This window comes from Hymenobacter polaris (assembly GCF_012927305.1).
Taxonomy (GTDB): Bacteria; Bacteroidota; Bacteroidia; order Cytophagales; family Hymenobacteraceae; genus Hymenobacter; species Hymenobacter polaris.
In genome coordinates, this window is record NZ_JABBGH010000001.1 from 1,013,008 (window position 1) to 1,032,113 (window position 19,106).

Genomic DNA, 19,106 nt, shown 5'->3' on the forward strand with positions numbered 1-19,106 from the left:
TCTGAAAGTATAGCTCACAAAGCTACGTTTCAGAACCCACTTCTTGACCCGCAAAAACAGGCTAAATCGGCGCTTTTGGGTATGCTGCAGAAAGGTGCAGTGGCTGTTGCAGAACTCCTGCCCCCATTCCTGCCTCTGGTTGCCAAGCTGGTTATGATAGCGGTAGTGCCTCCTGCAGCAGCGCAAAAGCTGCTGCGCAGGCGGTGGCTTAGGTAGGGTGATGGCCAAGCGGAGCGTCTTTGGGGCTGGTGCTTGAGCAGCTTCTTGAGATTGAACGCGATAGCAGTCAAGAGCATCGTCTTATGGGCACTACTGCGGCCCCGCGTGTTGACTCGTCGCAGCCCATAGTGCTGGAGCAAGCTGCCAAAAACAGGTTCTATCGTGCGCTGCCGCAGCCGACGCATACGCTGACCTTGCCGACTTTGCTGTCGAGTAAGCGCCCGACGGTAGTGGGCGGCGTAGGCGGTACGAATGAGCTGTCGCTTCTTGGCCTTCGGCGCGCAGGTTGGCTTATGGGCACAGAGACGGCAATCCCGACTGGCCGCGCGGTAGTTCTTAAGTAGGCCGCCATCCAAGTTCCGGTCGAAGCCCTTAAAAGGCAGCAACTTACCAGCGGGACAAGTGTAGCAATCAGTGTCAGCATGGTAAGTAAAGCCCTCCGTTTCGGCTTTAAACTTGCCGAAAACAGGAATCCAGGGCGTGATGCCCCGGGCTTCAAGCAAGGCGTAGTTCACCCCATTCGAGTAGTTGGTATCCGCCACCAGCTCCACTACCGGTAAGTCGAGGGTGAGCAAGCGCTGCTGAAGTGGCGCAACGATGCTCTCCAGCAGCACGCTATCGCGGTGGTCGGCAAAATCGGCCTGGATGTGACTGATAATCCCGCTGGCCTCATCCATGGCCATGCTGCATAGGTAATTAAGCGCCCGCGCTTTACCTGGCTTAACCGAGATGCGGGCATCGGGGTCGGCGGGGCTGTAGTGGGTCTTGTTGCTCAGCAGCCGCGCTTGCGGCCGGTCGCGCCCCAACGGACCACTATCATTCCGGGCGTAGCGGGCGTGGGCCGCGGCGACGCGCCGCAACTCATGCGCTGGGCTGGCGAGTAAAGCCGCTGGCTGTGTGACGGCTGCGTCCGGCGCCGACTCACCGGCTACGTGCATCAAGGGAGCAAGCACTTCGGCCGCCTGCTTCTCGCACAGGCTCTCGAGCGAGGCATTGGCCTTAACGGGTGCGGAGTCGACGGCCTGGGTGTGGCCCGTGACCAGGCCGGCGGCCATGCACTGGGCGAAGACGTGGTCAAACAGGTGTTCAAAAACGGTGGCTGGAAAGAGCTGGCGGGTACGGCTGATAGTGGAGTGCCAGGGTAGGTCCTCGTCCACTTCGTAGCCTAAAAAGTAGAGAATATCCAAGCGCAGGCTACAGTGCTCCACGAGACGGCGGTCGCTGACCAGGTTTTCTAACCGGCTGACGAGCATCAGCTTGAAGAACACGACCGGGTCGAGCGAGGGCTGCCCCGTGTGGCTGTAAAAGGGCTGCGTCTGCGCATACAGAAAATCCCAGTTGAGCAGCTCAGCGAGGCGGCGGTAGAGATTGTGCTTCGGCACGCGCTCCGACAACTGGAAGCGCAGCACGACTTTGTCGACGAACTGTTTATGGCCCTGCATAGACCTAAGGTACCGCGGGCTAGCCACCTACTTCTGCAACAGCCACTGCACCTTTCTGACGCAGCTAAGGTCCTGAAGTGTTTAATATTTCCCAACAACCTCAGTCCTCTGACTAGTATGCTATCAGCTTTGAGCAAGCAGTAACTAGATTGCTGGCAGCAGCTGGTAAACGAGCGGATAATTTCAATCCTCCACTCACCGGGCAGCAAGTTCCGCCAAGCATGGCGCACCAGCAACTGAGAATAACGGTGGGCAGCCAATCAGTTATCGCTCAGCTGGTAGCGAGCGAAACGACGCGGGACTTTGTGAAACTGCTGCCGCTAACCCTGCACCTGGAGGACCTCGGCGACCGGGAAAAATACGGCGCCCTACCCGCCAAACTATCCGAGGCGGGTACTATGCGTACCACCTACCAGGTGGGCGATATCGCCTACTGGCTGGGTGGGGGCGTCGCGGCCTTCTATTACCAGGACGGCCACCAAGTAAAAGCCGGACTGATTGTGCTAGCCAGGTTGCCGGAAGGCACTACGCTGTTTAACATTCCTGGCGCGCAAAAAGTCAGGTTTGAAGCTGTATAAAAGCCTTAAGTAGTCTACCTTAGCAGCTTGTTCCCCAGTCTACTAAACAGCACTTGCGCCGGGCTTGGTCTCCAGCCCATTCCATTCGCTAGCTCCATGAACATAAACACGCGATTATTAACCGGTCTGACTGTCCTCCTGACGACACCCATCCTCCCCATGCAGGCCCACCACACCCCGCCCGCCGGGCCCTTATCGGCCCGGCAGCAAGCCATTGTCACTATCTCCGCCCTGACGGCTACCGGCGATTTACCCCACCTGCACGACGCGCTGGCTAAGGGGCTCGACGCGGGCCTGACAGTGAATGAGGAAAAAGAAGAGTTAGTGCACCTGTACGCTTACTGCGGCTTTCCGCGCAGCATTAACGGACTAAACACGTTGCTGAAGTTGCTGGACGAGCGCAAGGCCAAAGGTCTCAAAAGTGAGTTGGGCAAGGAAGCATCTCCCATTGCCGAGAACGGCTCCAAGTACGAGCGCGGCAAAAAGGTATTGGAAACCCTCACCGGCCGTCCCGAGCCAGCCGTCAAAACCGGTTACGGGGCCTTCAGCCCGGAAATTGACCGCTTTCTCAAAGAGCACCTGTTCGCCGATATTTTCGAGCGTGACGTACTCACGTACCAGGAGCGGGAGCTGACCACCATTACCGCCCTCGTGAGCCTGGGCGGCGTGGAAGCGCAGCTGCAAGGCCACCTGGGCATCGGCCTGCACCTTGGGCTTACCGCCGCATAACTCCAGCAACTGCTGACCCTGACGGAAGCGGCTGTCGGCAAACAAAAGGCGGACGCTGGCCGGGCCGTATTGGTAAAGGTACTGGCGCCCTAATAAACCGGTTCGGTCTTCTTACTGGCAAGCGGCCTTTGAGCCGACTGGTCTTGTGAGCAACTAGCTGATGCAGTTCGTTTTAGTATTTCAGGCAGCTCGCTCTTTATCCTACACTTGCAGTTGCTCTATCAGGCAGCGTAGCGGCCGGGCACTACTCTTTAATGAGAGAGCGACTATTTAACAGGGGTATTAATCACCAGAATTGCTTCAGGATTGACGGCTTGCTTTGTGCAACCAGCTTACCACCTGCTGCCCAGTACTCATGAAACTACTACTTGTCGAAGACGAAGCCGCCCTGCGCAGAACGGTAGTAGAAGCTCTACGCCAAAATGGCTACGTGGTGGAGGTGGCGGTCAATTTTACGCAGGCCTACGAGAAAATTAAGCTTTACCGCTACGACTGCGTGCTGGTTGATTTGACGCTGCCCGACGGCGATGGCCTCGACCTGGTGCGGGCGCTTAAGTCCGATGGCTCGCCCGCCGGGGTGCTGGTGCTCACCGCCCGCGACGGGCTCGACGACCGCATCAAAGGCCTTGACCTGGGGGCCGACGACTATCTGGTGAAGCCGTTTCACCTCTCGGAACTGAATGCCCGGCTGCGAGCCATAATCCGGCGGCGGCAATTTCAGGGCCAGCACCACATCGTATTCCGTGACCTGCTGGTTTGGCCCGAACAAAATGAGGTAACCGTGCGCGGCGAGCCCTTGGCCTTGACGCGTAAGGAATATGATTTATTACTGTATTTACTAGCCAATCCGGGCCGGGTGCTCACCAAGGAGGCCATCGCGGAGCACTTATGCGGCGACCAGATTGACGCGGCCGACTCGCTGGACTTTATTTACACGCACCTCAAAAACCTGCGCAAAAAACTCCAGGAGCACGGCGCCGACAATTACATCCGCACGCTCTACGGGGTAGGCTATAAACTCAGCCTGGAGTAAGTCCGCCCCCTTATGAAACTACTCACCGCCACTACCCGCTACTATGTGCCGCTGGTGGCCGGCTTGTTTGCGCTGGCCAGCGGCCTGCTGCTGCTGCGCCTGAACTGGGCCCTGCGCCACGAGGCCGACGAGCAGCTTTACAGCGAGCAACTCTACGTGCAGCGCCTGGTAATGCGTGAGCAGCGCCTGCCACCCACTTTATTCGCCTATCAGCTTAGCCGCAGTACACACCCCCGACCCACGGGCTTCAGTGATACGCTGCTGCTCGACTCAGTGGAGCACGAGCTGGTACCCCACCGCCAGCTCACGTTTCAACTGCCGCTCGCAGCCGCCGGCCAATCGACCGAGTGGATTACTATCCGTAAGTCGTTGGTGGAAACTCACGACCTGCTGCGCGTGGTGGTGGGCGTGATGCTCGGAGCCTTGGTTGTGCTACTAGTCGGCGTAGTGGTCCTCAACCACTGGCTGGCCCGGCGGCTGTGGGGCCCCTTTCAGCACACGCTGGCCCGGCTGCGAGAGTATGACTTGCAAAAACACCAGCCGTTAAGTCTACCGGCCCCACCCATCACGGAATTCGCGGAGCTAAACCAGGCCCTCAACCAGCTGAGTGAGCGCCTGGTGGCCGACTACGAGAGCCTCCGCGAGTTTACGGAAAACGCTTCCCATGAAACGCAGACGCCACTGGCCATCATGCAGGCCAAGGTAGAGCAGCTATTGCAAACCCCCACCCTGACGGAAGACGAAAGGACGCTGACCCTGCTGGGAGAATTACACCAGGCTACCCGGCGGCTTTCGCGTTTGCACCAGTCCCTCACGCTGCTTACCAGGCTTGAAAATCACCAATTCGCACCGGCTCAAGCCGTGCCGCTGCCCCTCGACCAACTACTGCGTGACCGCCTGGCCATGCTCGAACCCCTGCTGGAAGCCCGTAGCCTGCACGTCACGCTGCACATTGCCGACAACCTGCCCGCCCGCACCATGCACCCCGGCCTAGCCGACTCCCTACTGCACAACCTCCTGCAGAACGCCATCAAGCATAATCAGCCAGGCGGCACCCTGGCCGTATCACTCGATAAGTCGGCGTTCGAAGTGAGCAACACCGGCCCGGCCGTTACCGGCGACCCCATGCGGTTTTTTGAGCGATTCCGCAAGCACAACGCGGCTTCCGACTCGTCGGGGCTAGGGCTGAGTATCGTGCAGCATATCTGCGCCTACTACGGCTTTCGGGTGCGTTATGAGTATGTGGCCGGGTCGAGCTGGCACACGCTACGGGTTGAGTTTACCTAGTTGTTTCAGCGCCCCCGGACAGTGGTTGTGACCGTGGTGCATAGACAACTCCTGGGTGGATTGAACACGCACAGCTTCGCAGCAGCCGAGACCGCCTTGCCAGCGAAACCTGCCCGCGCTCGGCTGCCAGCTGAGCGCGGGCAGGTTTTTTTCGCGGCAAAACGTCGCTGACGCCGAACAGGGTCCTAAAGCCAGAATATATTCAGAATCAGAGGGTAGTCTCGCGCTTTAATCAGTAACTCCCACTGGGTCTTTCCTAGCTGAGCAAGCACCAGCCCCTCCTTTTACCATGAGTTTCCCCCCGCTCCCTATTCTGCTGCGATTAGCCCGCCGTCACCGTCTGCTTGGGCTATTGCTGACCGTCATCGTGGGGTCCTGGGGTTTATTTTTGGAAGTAGCCCACGAGCTACGCGAAGACCGTCGGCAACCCGACCACGGCTTTCCTTTCGACCGGCCCATCCTCAATTACTTGCACCAGCACGAAGGCGGTACCCGCTGCGCCTTGGCGGACCAGCTCAGTGCGCTGCCACGCGCCCAGCGCCGCCAGGGCGTATACGCCCTGGCGGCGCTGGGCGCGTGGCAGCTGCTGCGCCGTCGGCGCTACCGGGAGTTACTCTTCGCGGTGGGCGCGGTGGGCGGCACGGTGGCCTTCAACCTGCTGGCCAAGTATCATTTTGAGCGCCTACGGCCTGATTTTTACCACCAGATATGCCGCGAAACCGTTCAGCAGCTCCCCGACCCTAGTTTTCCTAGCGGCCACACCATGGCCTCGGTGGCGCTGGCCAGCACGGTGGGCATTCTGTGCTGGGCCACGCGCTGGCGCTGGGTAGCTTGGGGCGCCGGGTCGTTGTTTGCGCTGGGGGTGTCGTGGTCACGCCTGTACCTGGCGGCGCACTACCCGTCTGACGTGCTGGCGGGCTGGTTCGCGACCGGGGCCTGGGTTGGGACGCTGTACCTGGCATCGTCGCGCTACCTTACGGAGTTGGGCCGGCTCCTGCAGCGCGTGCGAGGCGCGGGCCCACGCGAGTAAGGCAGGCGCGGGCAACTCGAAGGCCGGTTGTATCGCTCGTCCTCCCCACCGGCCCGCCGGTAAGCCCCTTCGCCGACTGGGCTGTAATAGTAGAATGACTGATTACTGTACTTAACCTGCGAATGGTGGTTTTCGCGTGACCTGCACCAGGCTAACCGAAACGGGCTGCAACCAGCCAGCGGTCGCAGCCCGATTTAGTGGGTATTTGCCAGGGGAAAGCGTCAGGATGCTACTGCATTAAATAGCCGTGCCAGGGTCAATAGCAACCGTTTCCACCGCTTCCGGCTTGCTGACGTGGTGATAAATCAGGCGCATGCCAGTGGGCAAAACGAAGAGCAGCATGGGCAGGGCTACCACGAAGCCGCCGATAACGGCTACGGCTAGCGGCTGCTGCATCTGCGCCCCTAGGCCGATGCCGAGGGCTAGAGGCGAGAGGGCCAGGATGGCCCCGATAGCCGTCATCAGCTTGGGGCGGATGCGCAGGGCGATGGCGTAGCGGATGGCCGTGTCCACGTCGCCGGTTTCGCGGAGCGACTCGTAGAACTGATGTACCGTGAAGATGGCGTTCTCGGCAATAATGCCCACGACCATGATGATGCCCGTGTAGCTGCTCACGTTCAAGGGGATACCCGCCAAAAAGAGCCCTAGCAAGCAGCCGGTAATGCCCATGACGGAAATGAAGAGTACCAGCAGGGAAATCAGCCACTCGCGGAACAGAAATAGCAGCACCGCGAATACCAAGAGGCTGGCCGTGAGCAGAATCAGCTCCAACTCGCGGAACGAGGCCTGCTGCTCGGCGTAGGCCCCGCCGTACACGATGCTGTAGCCGGGCGGCAGCGTCACCTGCCGGCTCACCCGCTGGCGAATGTCCTGGATGGCCGTGCCCAAGTCGAGGCCGTTGAGGCGGGCTGTAACCAGGGCCACCGACTTCAAGTCCTCGCGGCGCAGCTCCACGTTGCCCGGCTCGACGATAATGGTGGCGAAGAACGTGAGCGGGCGCACCGTGCCGTTGGGCAGGGCGATAACCTGACGCTCCAGCTGCGCCAGCGAGTTGTGGGTGAAATCGACGTAGCGCAGCAGCACCTGGCGCAGCTGCTCGCCGTCCTGCACCTGGCCCACCTGCGCGCCTCCTAGGGAGGCCGACTGCGCGGGCGAGATGCTGGCCTGCGGCCCGCTGCTGTTGCTCAGCACCTGGCCGCCCACCAGGTCGCCGAGCTGGGTTTGGAAGTCCACGGGCGTGAGGCCGTAGCGGGCCAGCTTGGCGATGTCGGGCCGGAACACGATGCTCGGGCCGGAAGGGATGAGGCCGTTGTTGACGTCGGCCACGCCGTTGACCTTCTCCAGTACCTGCCCCACCTGGTTGGAGAGCTTTTCCAGCGTGGGCTGGTCGTCGCCGAAAATTTTAATTTCGATGGGTTTGGCGCTGCTCATAAGGTCGCCCAGCAGGTCGGAGATGCGCTGGCCAAAGTCCACGGTCAGGGCCGGCTGGCTGGCCTCGATGCGCTGGCGCAGCTGGTCGATGACCTCGGGCGTGGTCAGCTTATGGTCGCGCTTGAGCTGGATGAGGTAGTCGCCGTACTCCGGCGGGCGGGTGTCGAAGGCCAGGCCGATGCCGGTGCGGCGCGAGTAGCTCTGAATTTCGGGGTGTTTGGTGATAATCTCACGCTCCACCTGGCGCAGCACGCGGTCGGTTTCTACCTGGCTGGTGCCGGGTGGCATGTGGTAGTCGAGCACGATGCTGCCCTCGTCGAGGTCGGGCAAAAAGCCGGTTTCGAGGCGGCCCGCCACCAGGTACGCGCCCACCCCTAGGCCCACCACCAGCACCAGGGCCAGCAGCGGCCGGGCAAATAAGTTGGTGAGCCAGCTCAGCTTGGCGGCCTGCTCCTGCGCCGCGTTGTGGGCGTGGGCATTTTTGCCCGCCCGGTAGCCGATAAACAGGTGCAGTACCGGCAGCAGCAGCCACGTCACCAAAAAAGAGCAGACCATGGTAATCTGCATGGTGTCAGATAATTCCTTGAAGAAGCTGCCCGCCAGCCCGCTCATCAACCGGAAGGGGAAGTGGATGACGATGGTGCTCAGCGAGGAAGCCACCATGGCCGGAAACAGCCCCGCGATGGCCCCGCGCACCACCTGGATGTTGCTGTGGGCGGGGTTTTCCTCGTGCTGCCGGTATATCTGCTCGATGATGACGATGGCGTCGTCGATAATCAGGCCTACCGAGGCCGCAATGGCCCCGAGCGACATGATATCCAAGGTGATGCCGAACAAATAGAGCACCAGCAGGGTGAAGCAAACCGTGACCGGAATAGTGAGCAACACCGCCAGGCTGGCCCGCCACGAGCGCAGGAAGACAATCATCACCAGGATGGCCAGCGCCAGTCCCTCCACGATGCTATGAATCACGCTGTCGATGCTGTCGGCCACGAACACCGACTGGTCATAGTAGGGCTTGAGCGTCATGCCGGGGGGCAACAGCTTGCGCAGCTCGGCCGCCTTGGCGTGGGCGTTAGCCGCGAAGGTGGCCAGGTCCACGCCCTGCTGCTTCACGAGGTCAATCAGCACCGCGGCGTGGCCGTTGGCGTTGATAAGCACGAACTCCTGCTGTTCCTGAATATCCACCGTCGCCACGTCGCGCACCCGTACTACCCGGCCCGAGTCGGCGCGCACCACCACCTGCTTCAACTCATCCAGCGACCCTAGGCGGGTATCGGTGAGGGTGAGGTAGAGGCGGCGGAAGCTGCCCAAATTGCCGGCCGACTGCACGAAGTTGGTGGTGGCAAACGCGGCTTGCAGCTGGGCTGGGGTGAGGCGCTGCCCGGCCAGCTTGGCCGGGTCGGGCGTGACGACAAACTCCTTGGCCTTGCCGCCGCGCACGATGACGTTGGAGGCGCCCGGCACCTGCGAGAAAATGGGGCGGGCCAGCAAATTGCCCGCGTCGCGCAGGGCGATGGGCGAGCGCGAATTGCTTTCCAGCGAGTAGCCCAGCACCGGAAACAGCGACTGGTTCATGGCCTCGGTGGCGATGGTCACGCCCGGCGGCAGCAGCCCCTTTATCTCGTTCACGCGGCTTTCGAGCTGCGCCTTGGTGGCGTACACGTCTACGTTCCAGCTGAGGAATACTTGAATCACGCACGAGCCGCGGCTGGTGCTGCTTTTGACCACCGTCACGCCCTTCACCCGCTTCACGGCCGCTTCCAGGGGCTTGGTCACGGTTATCATCATGCGGTCGATGGGCTGCTGCCCGGCGTCGGCGATGAGCGTGATTTTGGGAAAAGTGACTTCGGGAAACAGCGCCGTCTGCATCTGCGAGTAGGCGAAGAGGCCCACGGCCAGCAGCAGCAGCCCCAGCAGTACGATGGGCTTGCGCAGGGTGTATAAATAAGAGCTGTCGGCTGGGTCGGCGGGGGGCGGCGGCGCGGGCTGACGCGAAGCCAGCGGCGCGGGCGGAGTCTGGGTCGTTGGCTCGCTCATTTTACCACCTTTACTTTCGCCGTGTCAGCCAGCCCGTAGTTGCCCGCGCTCAAAATGCGGTCGTGGGGGCCGAACACGGGGGTTTTAATTTCAATCTCGTCGGGCTTCTGCACCCCCAGGGTCACGGGCACCTTCACGGCCGTCGAGTCATTCACCAGTTTCATCACCCAAAAGCTGTGCAGCGTCTCATCGGAGAGGACGCAGCCGGCAGGCAGCACCTGCGCGTTGGGCTGCCGCGTTTGCGTGAGGCGCACCTGCACGATGAGGTTTTCCGGGATTACCCCCTGGGGGTTAATTGGACGGACCAGGTAGATTTCCGATTGGCCGGGGCTGACGCTGGCCAGGGGCGACTCTACTCGTCCTTGCAGGCGGGTGCTGTCGGGCAACACAATCGTACACAACGGGTTGCCCTGCGCTATTTGATTGTACTCGTAAGGCAGGTTGAGCTGGAACACGAGCTGGCTGCTCTCGGCCACCGTGGCCAGCGGCGAGCCTTCGAGCAGATAGTCGCCCGACTGCTGGATGTTGAGCACGCTCACGATGCCCGGCGAGGGGGCCGTCACCGACACCAGCCCGAAGCCCTTGAGCGAGGGGTCGATGCGGGTGATAGAATTACCGAGCGCCCGCCGCTCCTTGGTTTCGAGCGTAAAGAGCACCTGACCGGCCGTCACCCTATCGCCGAGCCGCACGTTCACGCCCGTGATGTAGCCCGCCACCGGGGCGGTCACGGCGCTCTTGCGCGGGTAGGTCGAGGTGGCCGGGAAGGTGCGGTACTGCGTCAGGCTCTGCGTGGCGGGCTGCACCACCTGCACCTGGGCGCGGGGCGCCGGCGCGGCCGCCTCGTCGGCCGGGGCCGCCCCGTGGCAGGCAGCAAGCAACCCTAGGAAAGGCGCAGTAGCAAGCAATTGGGAAAAGCGCATGGGGAAGGTCGTTCGGGTTGGCACGGGGCGGCGGGCTACCACGTCCAGTAGTTGTAGGCGTTGATGAGCAGCAGGCGGCTGTTCTCCAGCAGCACCAGGTCGCGGGCGGCGGTGGCGTAGTTCTTAAGCACCTGCACGTAGAACACGATGGAGAGCTGCCCGGCAATACTTTCGCGCTTGTAGGAGTCGAGGACCTGGCGGTAGTTGGCAATCTGGGCCTGGGCCAGCCGGCGGCGTTCTTCCACCTGGCGCAGCTCGTAGAGCAGGCGCTGCTGGCGCACGGGATTGACGGTGGCGAAGTTTTGCTGGTAGGCGCGGGTGGTTTTGGTCAGCACCCTGGTGCGGTCGCGGCTGAGCTGGCGCTGGTGCCCGTCAAACAGGTACACGCTGAATTGCAGGCCCGCGCTCACCCCGAAGCGGCGCGGAATGTCGCGGTAGTCCACCGCCTCCAGCCCGCCGTTGGCAAAGCCGTTGACCAGCGGCTGGTAGCGCGTCTCGAATACCCGTTGGTTGGCCGCGTACACCAGGCTATCGAGCCGGTAGCGCTGCGTGAAGCCCGACAGGCTCGGCAGTACTCCCGGCTGCTTCAGCGGCAAATAGGGGGCGGCCAGCTGCACCTCCGTCGTGTCGCCGATACCGCAGAGCACGTTCAAATCCAACAGGTCGCGGTGATAAGCCGTGCGGTAGGTATTGAGAAACATCTGCTGGGTTTCCACCTCGATTTGCAGCAGCAGGTAGTCCGACTGCTTGAGCAAGCTGGCCGCCACCAGCTTCTGCACCAGCAGGCGCTGCCGCCCCAGGATGCCGAGCAACTCGCGCACGTAGGTCAGCTGGTCGAGGTCCTGGCGGCAGAGGATGTACTGGTCACCCACCAGCTTTTCCAGGTCGTGCAGCGAGAGCTGCGCGAGGTTCTGCTGGCTCAGGGCCAGGCTCTGGGCCTGGGCGGCGTAGGCCTGGTAGCGCTTCTGATTGAAGAGCGGCTGTGTGAGTTGCGCGTAGCCCTGGTAAAGCGAGCCGTTGCTCAGGGCCACGTCGTAGCCCTGATAGTTGGCGGTGCTGCCGTCGGCCGCGTAGCTCAGGCGGGTGCGCCCCCCGTCGGTGCTGAGCACCGGTACGGCCGTGTAGTTGCCCACCAGCGTGCCGGTGGCCTTGGTGTAAAAGGCCCGCAGGCGCTCGGTTTCGAGCTGGCCCGCCCGCCCCTGGTTGCGCGCGTCGGCGCTGAGTGGGCTGTTCTGACGGGCCTGAGTGAGGTAGTAGGTTAGGTCGCGGGTAGCGGCGGCAGGCGGCGTCTGCGCCCGGCCGGGTAGCCATAGGAGCATGCTGCCAGCCAGCGCCAGCCAAATAAGCAAGGTAGGAGGCAGCGCAACAGGCAATACTAAGCGCATAGCACTAGGAAAAGAGGTAGCTAGGATGAAAGCTTATCGAGGGCCAGGCAAACTGGGCAGCGCACCCGGGTATCGGCCACGCGCGTCGGTTCGTAGGGCCGCCAGTGGCCGCTGGCGCGCACGCGCTGGCCCTCGGGACAGTCGCTATTGTCGTGGTAGGGAGCGCGGGGTGGCCGGGTGGCTGGGGGAGTAGCCGCCGTTGGCGGGTCGTAATAGAAGGGGGCTATTCTCATCGGAAACCGGCGCGTCCGGCGCCTTACCGGACGGCAAGCTATCCGCCAATTCTGTGCATATTCTGGCGTTATTCAGGCGGGCCTGCTTTTCAGACTGGCTGGGTTAAGTTGCCGACTCTTCTTTGATGTCTACCGATTGCACGCGGCCGCCCGCGCTGAAGTACGCCTCGTAGTAGTGGCCGCCTATCGCCCACACCTCCTCCAGATTGAGCAGGCGCCGGCCCCGCTGCAAGCGGCGTACTTCGGCCTGCACCCTACGGGGCAAATCGCTGAAAGCTACCGGCTGCTCGATGGCGGGACTGTCGTTGATTTCCAGTTCCAGCGTGAGGCTGGTGCTGCGCCACCAGCCGGTTATCTCCAGGTTGTCGCCGAGCAGGGCGGTGCTGGCCCGCAGGTTCTCGGTAGTGCGCAGCTCCTGCCCGGCCCCGGCCAGCATAAATACCCCGCTCAACACCATCGCCGCGTAGCCGATGCGCTGAAACAGGGTTTCCGATAAGTACTTGACCAGCCGCTTGGCCCCGGTTGTGGCCAGTACTGCCGCCACGGCCACCACCGCGCCCGCTTGCCAGGCCGACCCCGTCAGCAAGCCCAGGTACAGGTAGAGCACCAGCTTGATGGCGTGCAGCAGCATTTCGTTGGCGGCGCGGGTGGCAATCACTTCGTCGCGGCTAAGGCCGTAGCGGAAGTAGAACTTTTTGAATAGCAGGCCCACCGCCCCCGTCAGGCCCGAGAGGAAGCCGGCCAAAAAGCCAATGGTGCTCAGCTTGAGCCAGCCGGCTCGCTCGGGGGCGGCGGCTTCGCTCGTCGGGTGGCTACGCTTGAGCGCGGCCGGCAGGTTAGAAAGCAGGAATAGCCCGATGAAGACTTCGAGGTACAATGGGTTGAGGTACTTGAGCAGGTAGGCCCCGAGCAGCACCCCCGGTACCGCCCCCGGCACAAAGCGCCGCGTCACGGGCCAGTTGATGCTACGCCAAAACAGGGCCAGCTTCGACACGGTGCCCGTGGCCGTGCCCACCGTGAGGGCCGCCGGCACGCTCGACGCCGGCAGCACCCGCGCCAGCACGGGCAGCAGCAGCAGGCCCGCGCCCCCGCCACTCACCGTACTGATGCCGAAAGCCACCAGCGCCGCCAGAAAAACCAAGGCTACTCCCATCGGTTAGTTGTCGCTGCCGCCCTCTTCGTCGGCGCTGCGGCGCTTGCGACTCTCCTGGCCCTGCCCGAAACGGTAGCTGAAGCCTAGGTAGGCAATGCGCGACTCGCGCTTGAAGTGGCTGAAGGTCGAAAACTCCGCGCCGTAGGCCGTGAAGTCGTAGTGCAGGGTGTTGAAGATGTCCGCTACCCGCAGCGTGATGGTGCCCCGGTCAGCGAGCACGTTGTACTTGGCCGCGACATCGACGTTGAAGTTGGCGCTGCGTGTGCCCTGGGCCGAGTTGATGGGCGAGCGGTAGTTGAGGGCCAGTTGGGCGTCGAGCTTTTTGCTGAGCGTGAACACGTTATTGAGGCGCGCCGTGTACACCTGGCTGGCCGTGTTGATTGGCGTGCTGGCCACCCCGCCCCTGATGAGGCGCCGGAACGTGGAGGCCGTGGCGTTCACTTTCCAGAACGCCGTGAGCGGGCTGGCGGCCACCACCTCCAGGCCGTAGGAGGTTTCCTGGCCCAGGTTGTAGCGCGTGGTGTTCGTGACCACGTTGCCCGTCAGCGAATCAGTGATTACCTGGCGGAAGCCCTGGGCGGTATTGGTTTCGAGGCGGTAGAAGGCCGTGCTGCTCAGGCTGCGCCCGCCGGCCCAGGTTACTTCGTGGCCCAGCTCCACCGAGTGCACGTACTCGGGCAGCAGCTGCGGGTTGCCGGTTTGCAGGTTCAGCGGGTCCGAGCGGTCAGTGAAGGGGTTCAGCTCGCCCGCGTCGGGCCGGCCGATGCGCTTGGAGTAGCCCAGGCGCAGCTGCTGGTCGTGGGGCAGCTCGTAGGTGAAGGCCGCGCTCGGAAACAAACTGAGGTAGCTTTGGCTGAAGGGCGGATTGCTGCCCGCCAGCTGCGTGCCGGTGAGGTTGGTTTGCTCGGCCCGCAGCCCTAACTGGTAGCCGAATTTGCTGACGGCGCCGGCATAGATGCCGTAGGCCGCCTGCACGTACTGCTTGTAAATAAAGCGGTTGGAGGGGTCGAAGCGCAGCGCCGGCTGGCTGGCGAATACGTAGTCCAGGTCGTACTGCCGCAGGCTGCTGCGCGCGCCCAGCTCGAAGCGGCTCTTCTCCCCGAGGGGGTGCACGTAGTCCACCTGCGCCGTGAGCTGCGTGGTGTGGTTGGTGGTGCGCTGCTGCTGCGTCACGAGGCTGTCGCGCGGGTAGAGCACGCGCGAGGCCACGTCGGTTTCGGCCAGCAGCGGCGTGTACACGGCCAGCGCCGTTAGCTCGCGGCCCTTGTGCTGGTCCCAGATGTGGCGGTAGTCCAGCGTCACGTCGGACGAGGGGAAGGTGCCGGTGGTGGCGTTCTGGCGGTTGCTGGTGCCGGCCGCTACCAGCTGGTCGCCGGCCGTCTGATTTACTTGCCGCGAGTCCAGCGTTTCCTGCTGCACCGAAGAGTTGAAGCGCGGCTGCACGGCCAGCGTCAGCGACTGCTCGGGCGTCAGGTCGTAGTCCAGCCCCAAGCGAAGGCCGTGCGACTGCGGCAAGCTCACGCCGCGGCGGTCCTGGCGCAGCAGCAGGGTGGCCCCGTTGGCCGCCGTAGTCTGGTCGAGGTAGCCGTCGATGCGCCGCCGGTCGCGCCGGTAGTCGTACTGCCCAAACAGGTTGAACTTGCCCTTGTGATAATTCAAGCTCAGCGAGCCGTTGGCCTTGTCGCCGGTACCGCCGGTGGCGCTCACCTGCCCGTTCCACCCGTCGCGCTTTTCCTTCTTCAGAATGATGTTCAAAATGCCGCCCGCCCCACTCGCGTCGTAGCGCGCCGAGGGGTTGGTGACCACTTCTACGCTCTGGATGCTGCTGGCCGGAATCTGGTCGAGCGTGGTGGTGGTGGGCTTGCCGTCGATGAAAATCGTGACCCCGCCCGAGCCGCGAATGCTCACCGCCCCGGTCTGGTCCACCGTCACGGAGGGCACGTTCTGGAGTACGTCCACGGCCGTGCCGCCGGTCACGGTCAGGTCTTTGCTCACGTCCACCACCTTCTTATCCAAGCCGCCGCTGACAAGCGGGCGCTCGGCCGTCACCACCACGTCTTTGAGGCGGGTGCTGGTAGCGGGCAGGCGCAGCACCCCCAGGGCTAGGGTCGGGGCGGCGCTGGTCAGGCTGATGGTGCGCCGGAGGGGGCCGTAGCCCACGGCCAGCACCCGCAGCCGATAGGTACCTAGTGGCACTCCGGCTACCTCAAACGCGCCGCTCTCGCTGGCCTGCGCGCCGGTTACCTGCGTCGAGTCGCTGGCCCCGGCTCGCAGCAGCACCACGCTGGCAAACGGCACCGGCTGCCCGCCCGTCTCCTGCAAGGTGCCGCGCACGGTGCCGGTCTGGGCCCAGGCGGTGGCCGTGCTCATCAACATTGTTAGCAAGGCTACCAGCCGACATCCCCTTCTCAACTTCAACATGTTACTTGATTTTTTTAGGCGGGTGTAAGCGCTGCCTAGGTATCTTTTTTGCGTCGGGTCCACTGGCTGCGGTGGCTTCTACTTATTCGCAGTTTCTCGTAATGCAGCGCGTTTATTTGCGCAAACCTACCGGTCGATTCTGGTGTCAATTTGTAGTTGGCACTGGTTAGGAAAAGTCAATAAAGGCCCTTCCTATCCTGCGTGAATCCGCCGGCGGAGAATAGGCGCTCGGCGCGAGCAGCTCCGCTGAGGCTTGACTTCGAGCTGCTCGAAGCTTGAAATTGCTGTAGGCGGTTAAAGCCTGGGAAAGGCAGTCGGCTAAAAAAGTCACTTCCAGATTTGCGCCAGAATTGCCCGCTAGGTTTGGACGCAAGCTGTGCGTAAGCGTCCGGCTTACCGGCCGGTAGCCAGCTATTCCTATCCGACCGCTTTTGCCGGCTATGCATCTTCCCTTGCTCCTACACCTACGGCTTCTGCTGCTAAGCGTCGGGTTAGCCATCCCCACCCTAGCGCAAGTGCCGCTCAATCCAGCCGCGCCGGCTGCACCGGCTGCGCCAGTCGATACCACGCATAAGTACGAAAATCCCCTAGGGGTGCCCGTGGCGGCTAGGCCCAAACCGTTTTTTCATAAAAAGCTGGTCAAAGCCCTTATCGTGCCTACCGTGCTCATTGGCTACGGAGCCTACACTGTGGGGGGCAACCGGGGCTTCTACACCAACCAGGAGGCTCAGTGCGACGTCCACCGCCTGTTTCCCTCGTCGCAGACCCGCGTGGCCGACCTGCTGATTTTCGCGCCCTACTTGGAACTGGGTGCCACGGCCTTACTGGGCGTGCAGGGCCGCAACGACCGAGTAAACGTGCTGCTGGTTATCGCCAAAAGCGAAGCCATTATGCTGGGCAGCACTTTCCTGGTCAAGTCGCTCACCCACGAGCAGCGGCCCGACGGGTCGGACAATCTCTCCTTTCCGTCGGGCCACACGGCGCAGGCGTTTCTGGCCGCCAGCATCGTGCACACCGAGCTGCGCGACAAAAGTCAGTGGTACGGCATTGGGGCCTACACTATCGCCACCAGCGTGGGGGTGCTGCGCATGGTGGTGGACAAGCACTGGCAGAGCGACGTGGTGGCCGGCGCGGGCTTCGGCATCCTGAGCGCCCACCTGGCCTACCTCACCCACCGCAACCGCTGGGGCCGCAAGCCCATCGGGCGCGACCTCGGCATCATACCCACCTTCTACGGCAATACGCCCGGCCTATGCCTGACCTGGCGTCCTCGCTAACCCTTTCTTTCACAGTTACTTGGTTGATACCATGAAAAAAATCCCCGAGGTTATGCTGCTGTTCTGGGTCATGAAAATCTGCGCCACCACCCTGGGCGAAACCGGCGGCGACCTGCTGGCCCAAACCCTCAACGTGGGCTACGGCGTCAGCTCGCTGCTGTTCATCGGGTTTTTCATCGTTACGCTGCTGGGGCAGCTGGCCGTCACGCACTACATCCCGGCCCTGTACTGGGCCGTGATTCTGGCCACGAGCACGGCCGGTACGACTATGTCCGACTACATGGACCGTACCCTAGGGCTGGGCTACGCCACCGGCTCGGCCATCTTGGTGGGGCTGCTGGTACTGGTACTGGGCACCTGGCGGCTCAGCGAGAAGTCACTATCAGTAAGCGAGATTACCACCCGCCGCGGTGAACTCTTCTACTGGACGGCCATCTTGTTTTCCAATACCCTCGGCACGGCCCTGGGTGATTTTCTGGCCGACGACTCCGGTCTGGGCTTCGGGGGCGGGGCCTTGCTCATTGGCAGCGTGCTGGCGCTGGTGGTGCTGGTCCACTACTTCACGCGCATCTCGTCGGTCCTACTCTTCTGGGTGGCCTTCGTGCTCACGCGGCCCTTCGGCGCCACCTTCGGCGATTTGCTCACCAAGCCCGTCGCCAAGAATGGCCTGGGCTTCGGCACCCAAGGCTCTTCACTGATACTGCTGGGTATGCTGGTCGTCCTCGTCGTGTACACCACGTTGCGGCCGCAGCCCGCCGAGCCGGTCACGGCTAAGGAGCCGGGCGGCCCCGTTTCCTGATTCAGCCTTTTCCCTTCTTTTATTTTCTCCCATGAAAACCTTGTTGGTTGTTGCCCCGCTGGCCCTGGCCAGCCTAGGCCGGCTGCCGGCTGCCCACGGGCAGTCGGCGGCGCCCGCGCCCTACCGCGTGCTCAGCACCATTCCCGTAGGCGGTGAGGGCGGCTGGGATTTCCTGGCCACCGATCCGGCCGGCGAGCGCCTTTACGTGGCCCACGGCACCCAAACCGAAGTCATCGACTTGAAAACCAAGAAGCTGCTCGGCCACATTGAGAATACGCCCGGCGCCCACGGCGTGGCCGTAGTGCCCGGCGCCAACCGCGGCTACGTCAGCTGCGGGCGCAATAACTACTGCGTCATCTTCGACCTGAAAACGCTGAAGAACCTGGGTACCGTCGCCACCGGCCCCAAGCCCGACGCGGTGTACTACGACGACTACTCAAAGCACGTCTTTGCCTTCAGCAACGCCGGGGGCAAGAGCACGGTGCTCGACCCGGCCACCGGCCGGGCCGTGGGCACGGCCGAGCTGGGCGGCGACGTGGAAGTGCCCGCCAGCGACGGCAAAGGCCACATCTTCGTGAACCTGGAAGACAAGAGCGAGGTAATCGAGTTCGACGCCAAGAGCCTGGCCGTGCTGCACCGCTACTCCCTGGCCCCCGGCGAGGAGCCCACCGGCCTGGCCTTCGACCCCAAGGACGGCCGCCTCTTCAGCGGCTGCGCCAACGAGAAGCTGGTGGTGACCGACAGCAAAACCGGCAAGCAGGTGGCCGTGCTGCCCATCGGGCCGGGCGTGGACGGCGTGGCTTTCGACCCCACAACTAATAACGTGCTCAGCTTCAACGGCGGCGACGGCACCATGACCGTCATCCACCAGGACTCGCCCGAGAAGTACACCGTGGTGGCCAACGTGCCCACCGCCAAGGGCGCCCGCACCGTAGCCGAAAACCCCAAAACCCACCATCTCTACACCTGCACCGCCGACTACGGCCCCGCCCCGGCTGCTACTACCGAAAACCCTCGGCCGCGCCCGAGCATCCTGCCCGGTACGTTCCGGGTGCTGGAAATCGGCAAATAACTCGACTACCTGGCAAACGCGCCGGCCACTTCGCGGAAGCGAGCTGGCCGGCGCGTT

General features: G+C 62.8%; 15 protein-coding genes. 8 read left to right on the top strand and 7 right to left on the bottom strand.

The features are described from left to right. Window positions 1-29: 29 nt before the first annotated feature. Window positions 30-1,661, bottom strand: a complete 1,632-nt coding sequence (locus HHL22_RS04285; protein ID WP_169529717.1) for an IS1182 family transposase — start codon at window positions 1,659-1,661, stop codon at window positions 30-32. 221 nt (window positions 1,662-1,882) lie between these two features. Here HHL22_RS04285 and HHL22_RS04290 point away from each other — a divergent pair, with 221 nt between their 5' ends. From HHL22_RS04290 to HHL22_RS04310, 5 genes are all read left to right on the top strand, one after another. Next, window positions 1,883-2,239 carry a cyclophilin-like fold protein gene (locus HHL22_RS04290; RefSeq protein ID WP_169529718.1) on the top strand — a complete coding sequence of 119 codons (357 nt, stop codon included), beginning with the start codon at window positions 1,883-1,885 and terminating at the stop codon, window positions 2,237-2,239. Window positions 2,240-2,335: 96 nt separating this feature from the next. Beyond that, window positions 2,336-2,968, top strand: a complete 633-nt coding sequence (locus tag HHL22_RS04295; RefSeq protein ID WP_241737962.1) for a carboxymuconolactone decarboxylase family protein — start codon at window positions 2,336-2,338, stop codon at window positions 2,966-2,968. Between the two features lie 355 nt (window positions 2,969-3,323). Continuing rightward, window positions 3,324-4,001 carry a response regulator transcription factor gene (locus HHL22_RS04300; protein WP_169529719.1) on the top strand — a complete coding sequence of 226 codons (678 nt, stop codon included), beginning with the start codon at window positions 3,324-3,326 and terminating at the stop codon, window positions 3,999-4,001. A 12-nt stretch (window positions 4,002-4,013) separates the two neighbouring features. Beyond that, window positions 4,014-5,288 carry a sensor histidine kinase gene (locus tag HHL22_RS04305; RefSeq protein WP_169529720.1) on the top strand — a complete coding sequence of 425 codons (1,275 nt, stop codon included), beginning with the start codon at window positions 4,014-4,016 and terminating at the stop codon, window positions 5,286-5,288. Between the two features lie 289 nt (window positions 5,289-5,577). Further along, a complete protein-coding gene (locus HHL22_RS04310; RefSeq protein WP_169529721.1) occupies window positions 5,578-6,318 on the top strand; it encodes a phosphatase PAP2 family protein in 741 nt (246 codons plus the stop codon). Window positions 6,319-6,555: 237 nt separating this feature from the next. Here the strand turns inward: HHL22_RS04310 and HHL22_RS04315 are convergent, their stop codons facing one another. From HHL22_RS04315 to HHL22_RS04340, 6 genes are all read right to left on the bottom strand, one after another. Further along, entirely contained in the window at window positions 6,556-9,789 is a 3,234-nt protein-coding gene (locus HHL22_RS04315; protein WP_169529722.1) for an efflux RND transporter permease subunit, read from the bottom strand. Beyond that, window positions 9,786-10,709, bottom strand: coding sequence for an efflux RND transporter periplasmic adaptor subunit (locus HHL22_RS04320; RefSeq protein ID WP_169529723.1), 924 nt, complete (start codon window positions 10,707-10,709; stop codon window positions 9,786-9,788). Before HHL22_RS04320 ends, HHL22_RS04315 begins: the two co-directional genes overlap by 4 nt. Before the next feature lie 35 nt (window positions 10,710-10,744). Then, entirely contained in the window at window positions 10,745-12,094 is a 1,350-nt protein-coding gene (locus tag HHL22_RS04325; RefSeq protein ID WP_169529724.1) for a TolC family protein, read from the bottom strand. A 20-nt stretch (window positions 12,095-12,114) separates the two neighbouring features. Next, window positions 12,115-12,327 carry a hypothetical protein gene (locus HHL22_RS04330; protein ID WP_169529725.1) on the bottom strand — a complete coding sequence of 71 codons (213 nt, stop codon included), beginning with the start codon at window positions 12,325-12,327 and terminating at the stop codon, window positions 12,115-12,117. A gap of 103 nt (window positions 12,328-12,430) precedes the next feature. Next, entirely contained in the window at window positions 12,431-13,480 is a 1,050-nt protein-coding gene (locus HHL22_RS04335) for a sulfite exporter TauE/SafE family protein (RefSeq protein ID WP_169529726.1), read from the bottom strand. Between the two features lie 3 nt (window positions 13,481-13,483). After that, window positions 13,484-15,850, bottom strand: coding sequence for a TonB-dependent receptor (locus tag HHL22_RS04340; protein WP_169529727.1), 2,367 nt, complete (start codon window positions 15,848-15,850; stop codon window positions 13,484-13,486). Window positions 15,851-16,341: 491 nt separating this feature from the next. Here HHL22_RS04340 and HHL22_RS04345 point away from each other — a divergent pair, with 491 nt between their 5' ends. The 3 genes from HHL22_RS04345 to HHL22_RS04355 are packed head-to-tail and all read left to right on the top strand — an operon-like array spanning window position 16,342 to window position 19,049. Further along, on the top strand, window positions 16,342-17,178 hold the full coding sequence (locus HHL22_RS04345) for a phosphatase PAP2 family protein (protein WP_169529728.1): 837 nt from the start codon (window positions 16,342-16,344) through the stop codon (window positions 17,176-17,178). A gap of 31 nt (window positions 17,179-17,209) precedes the next feature. Continuing rightward, the gene (locus tag HHL22_RS04350) at window positions 17,210-17,977 is read left to right on the top strand and encodes a COG4705 family protein (protein WP_169529729.1); all 768 of its coding nucleotides are present in this window, start codon (window positions 17,210-17,212) and stop codon (window positions 17,975-17,977) included. Window positions 17,978-18,008: 31 nt separating this feature from the next. Further along, on the top strand, window positions 18,009-19,049 hold the full coding sequence (locus tag HHL22_RS04355; protein WP_169529730.1) for a YncE family protein: 1,041 nt from the start codon (window positions 18,009-18,011) through the stop codon (window positions 19,047-19,049). Window positions 19,050-19,106 lie beyond the last annotated feature (57 nt).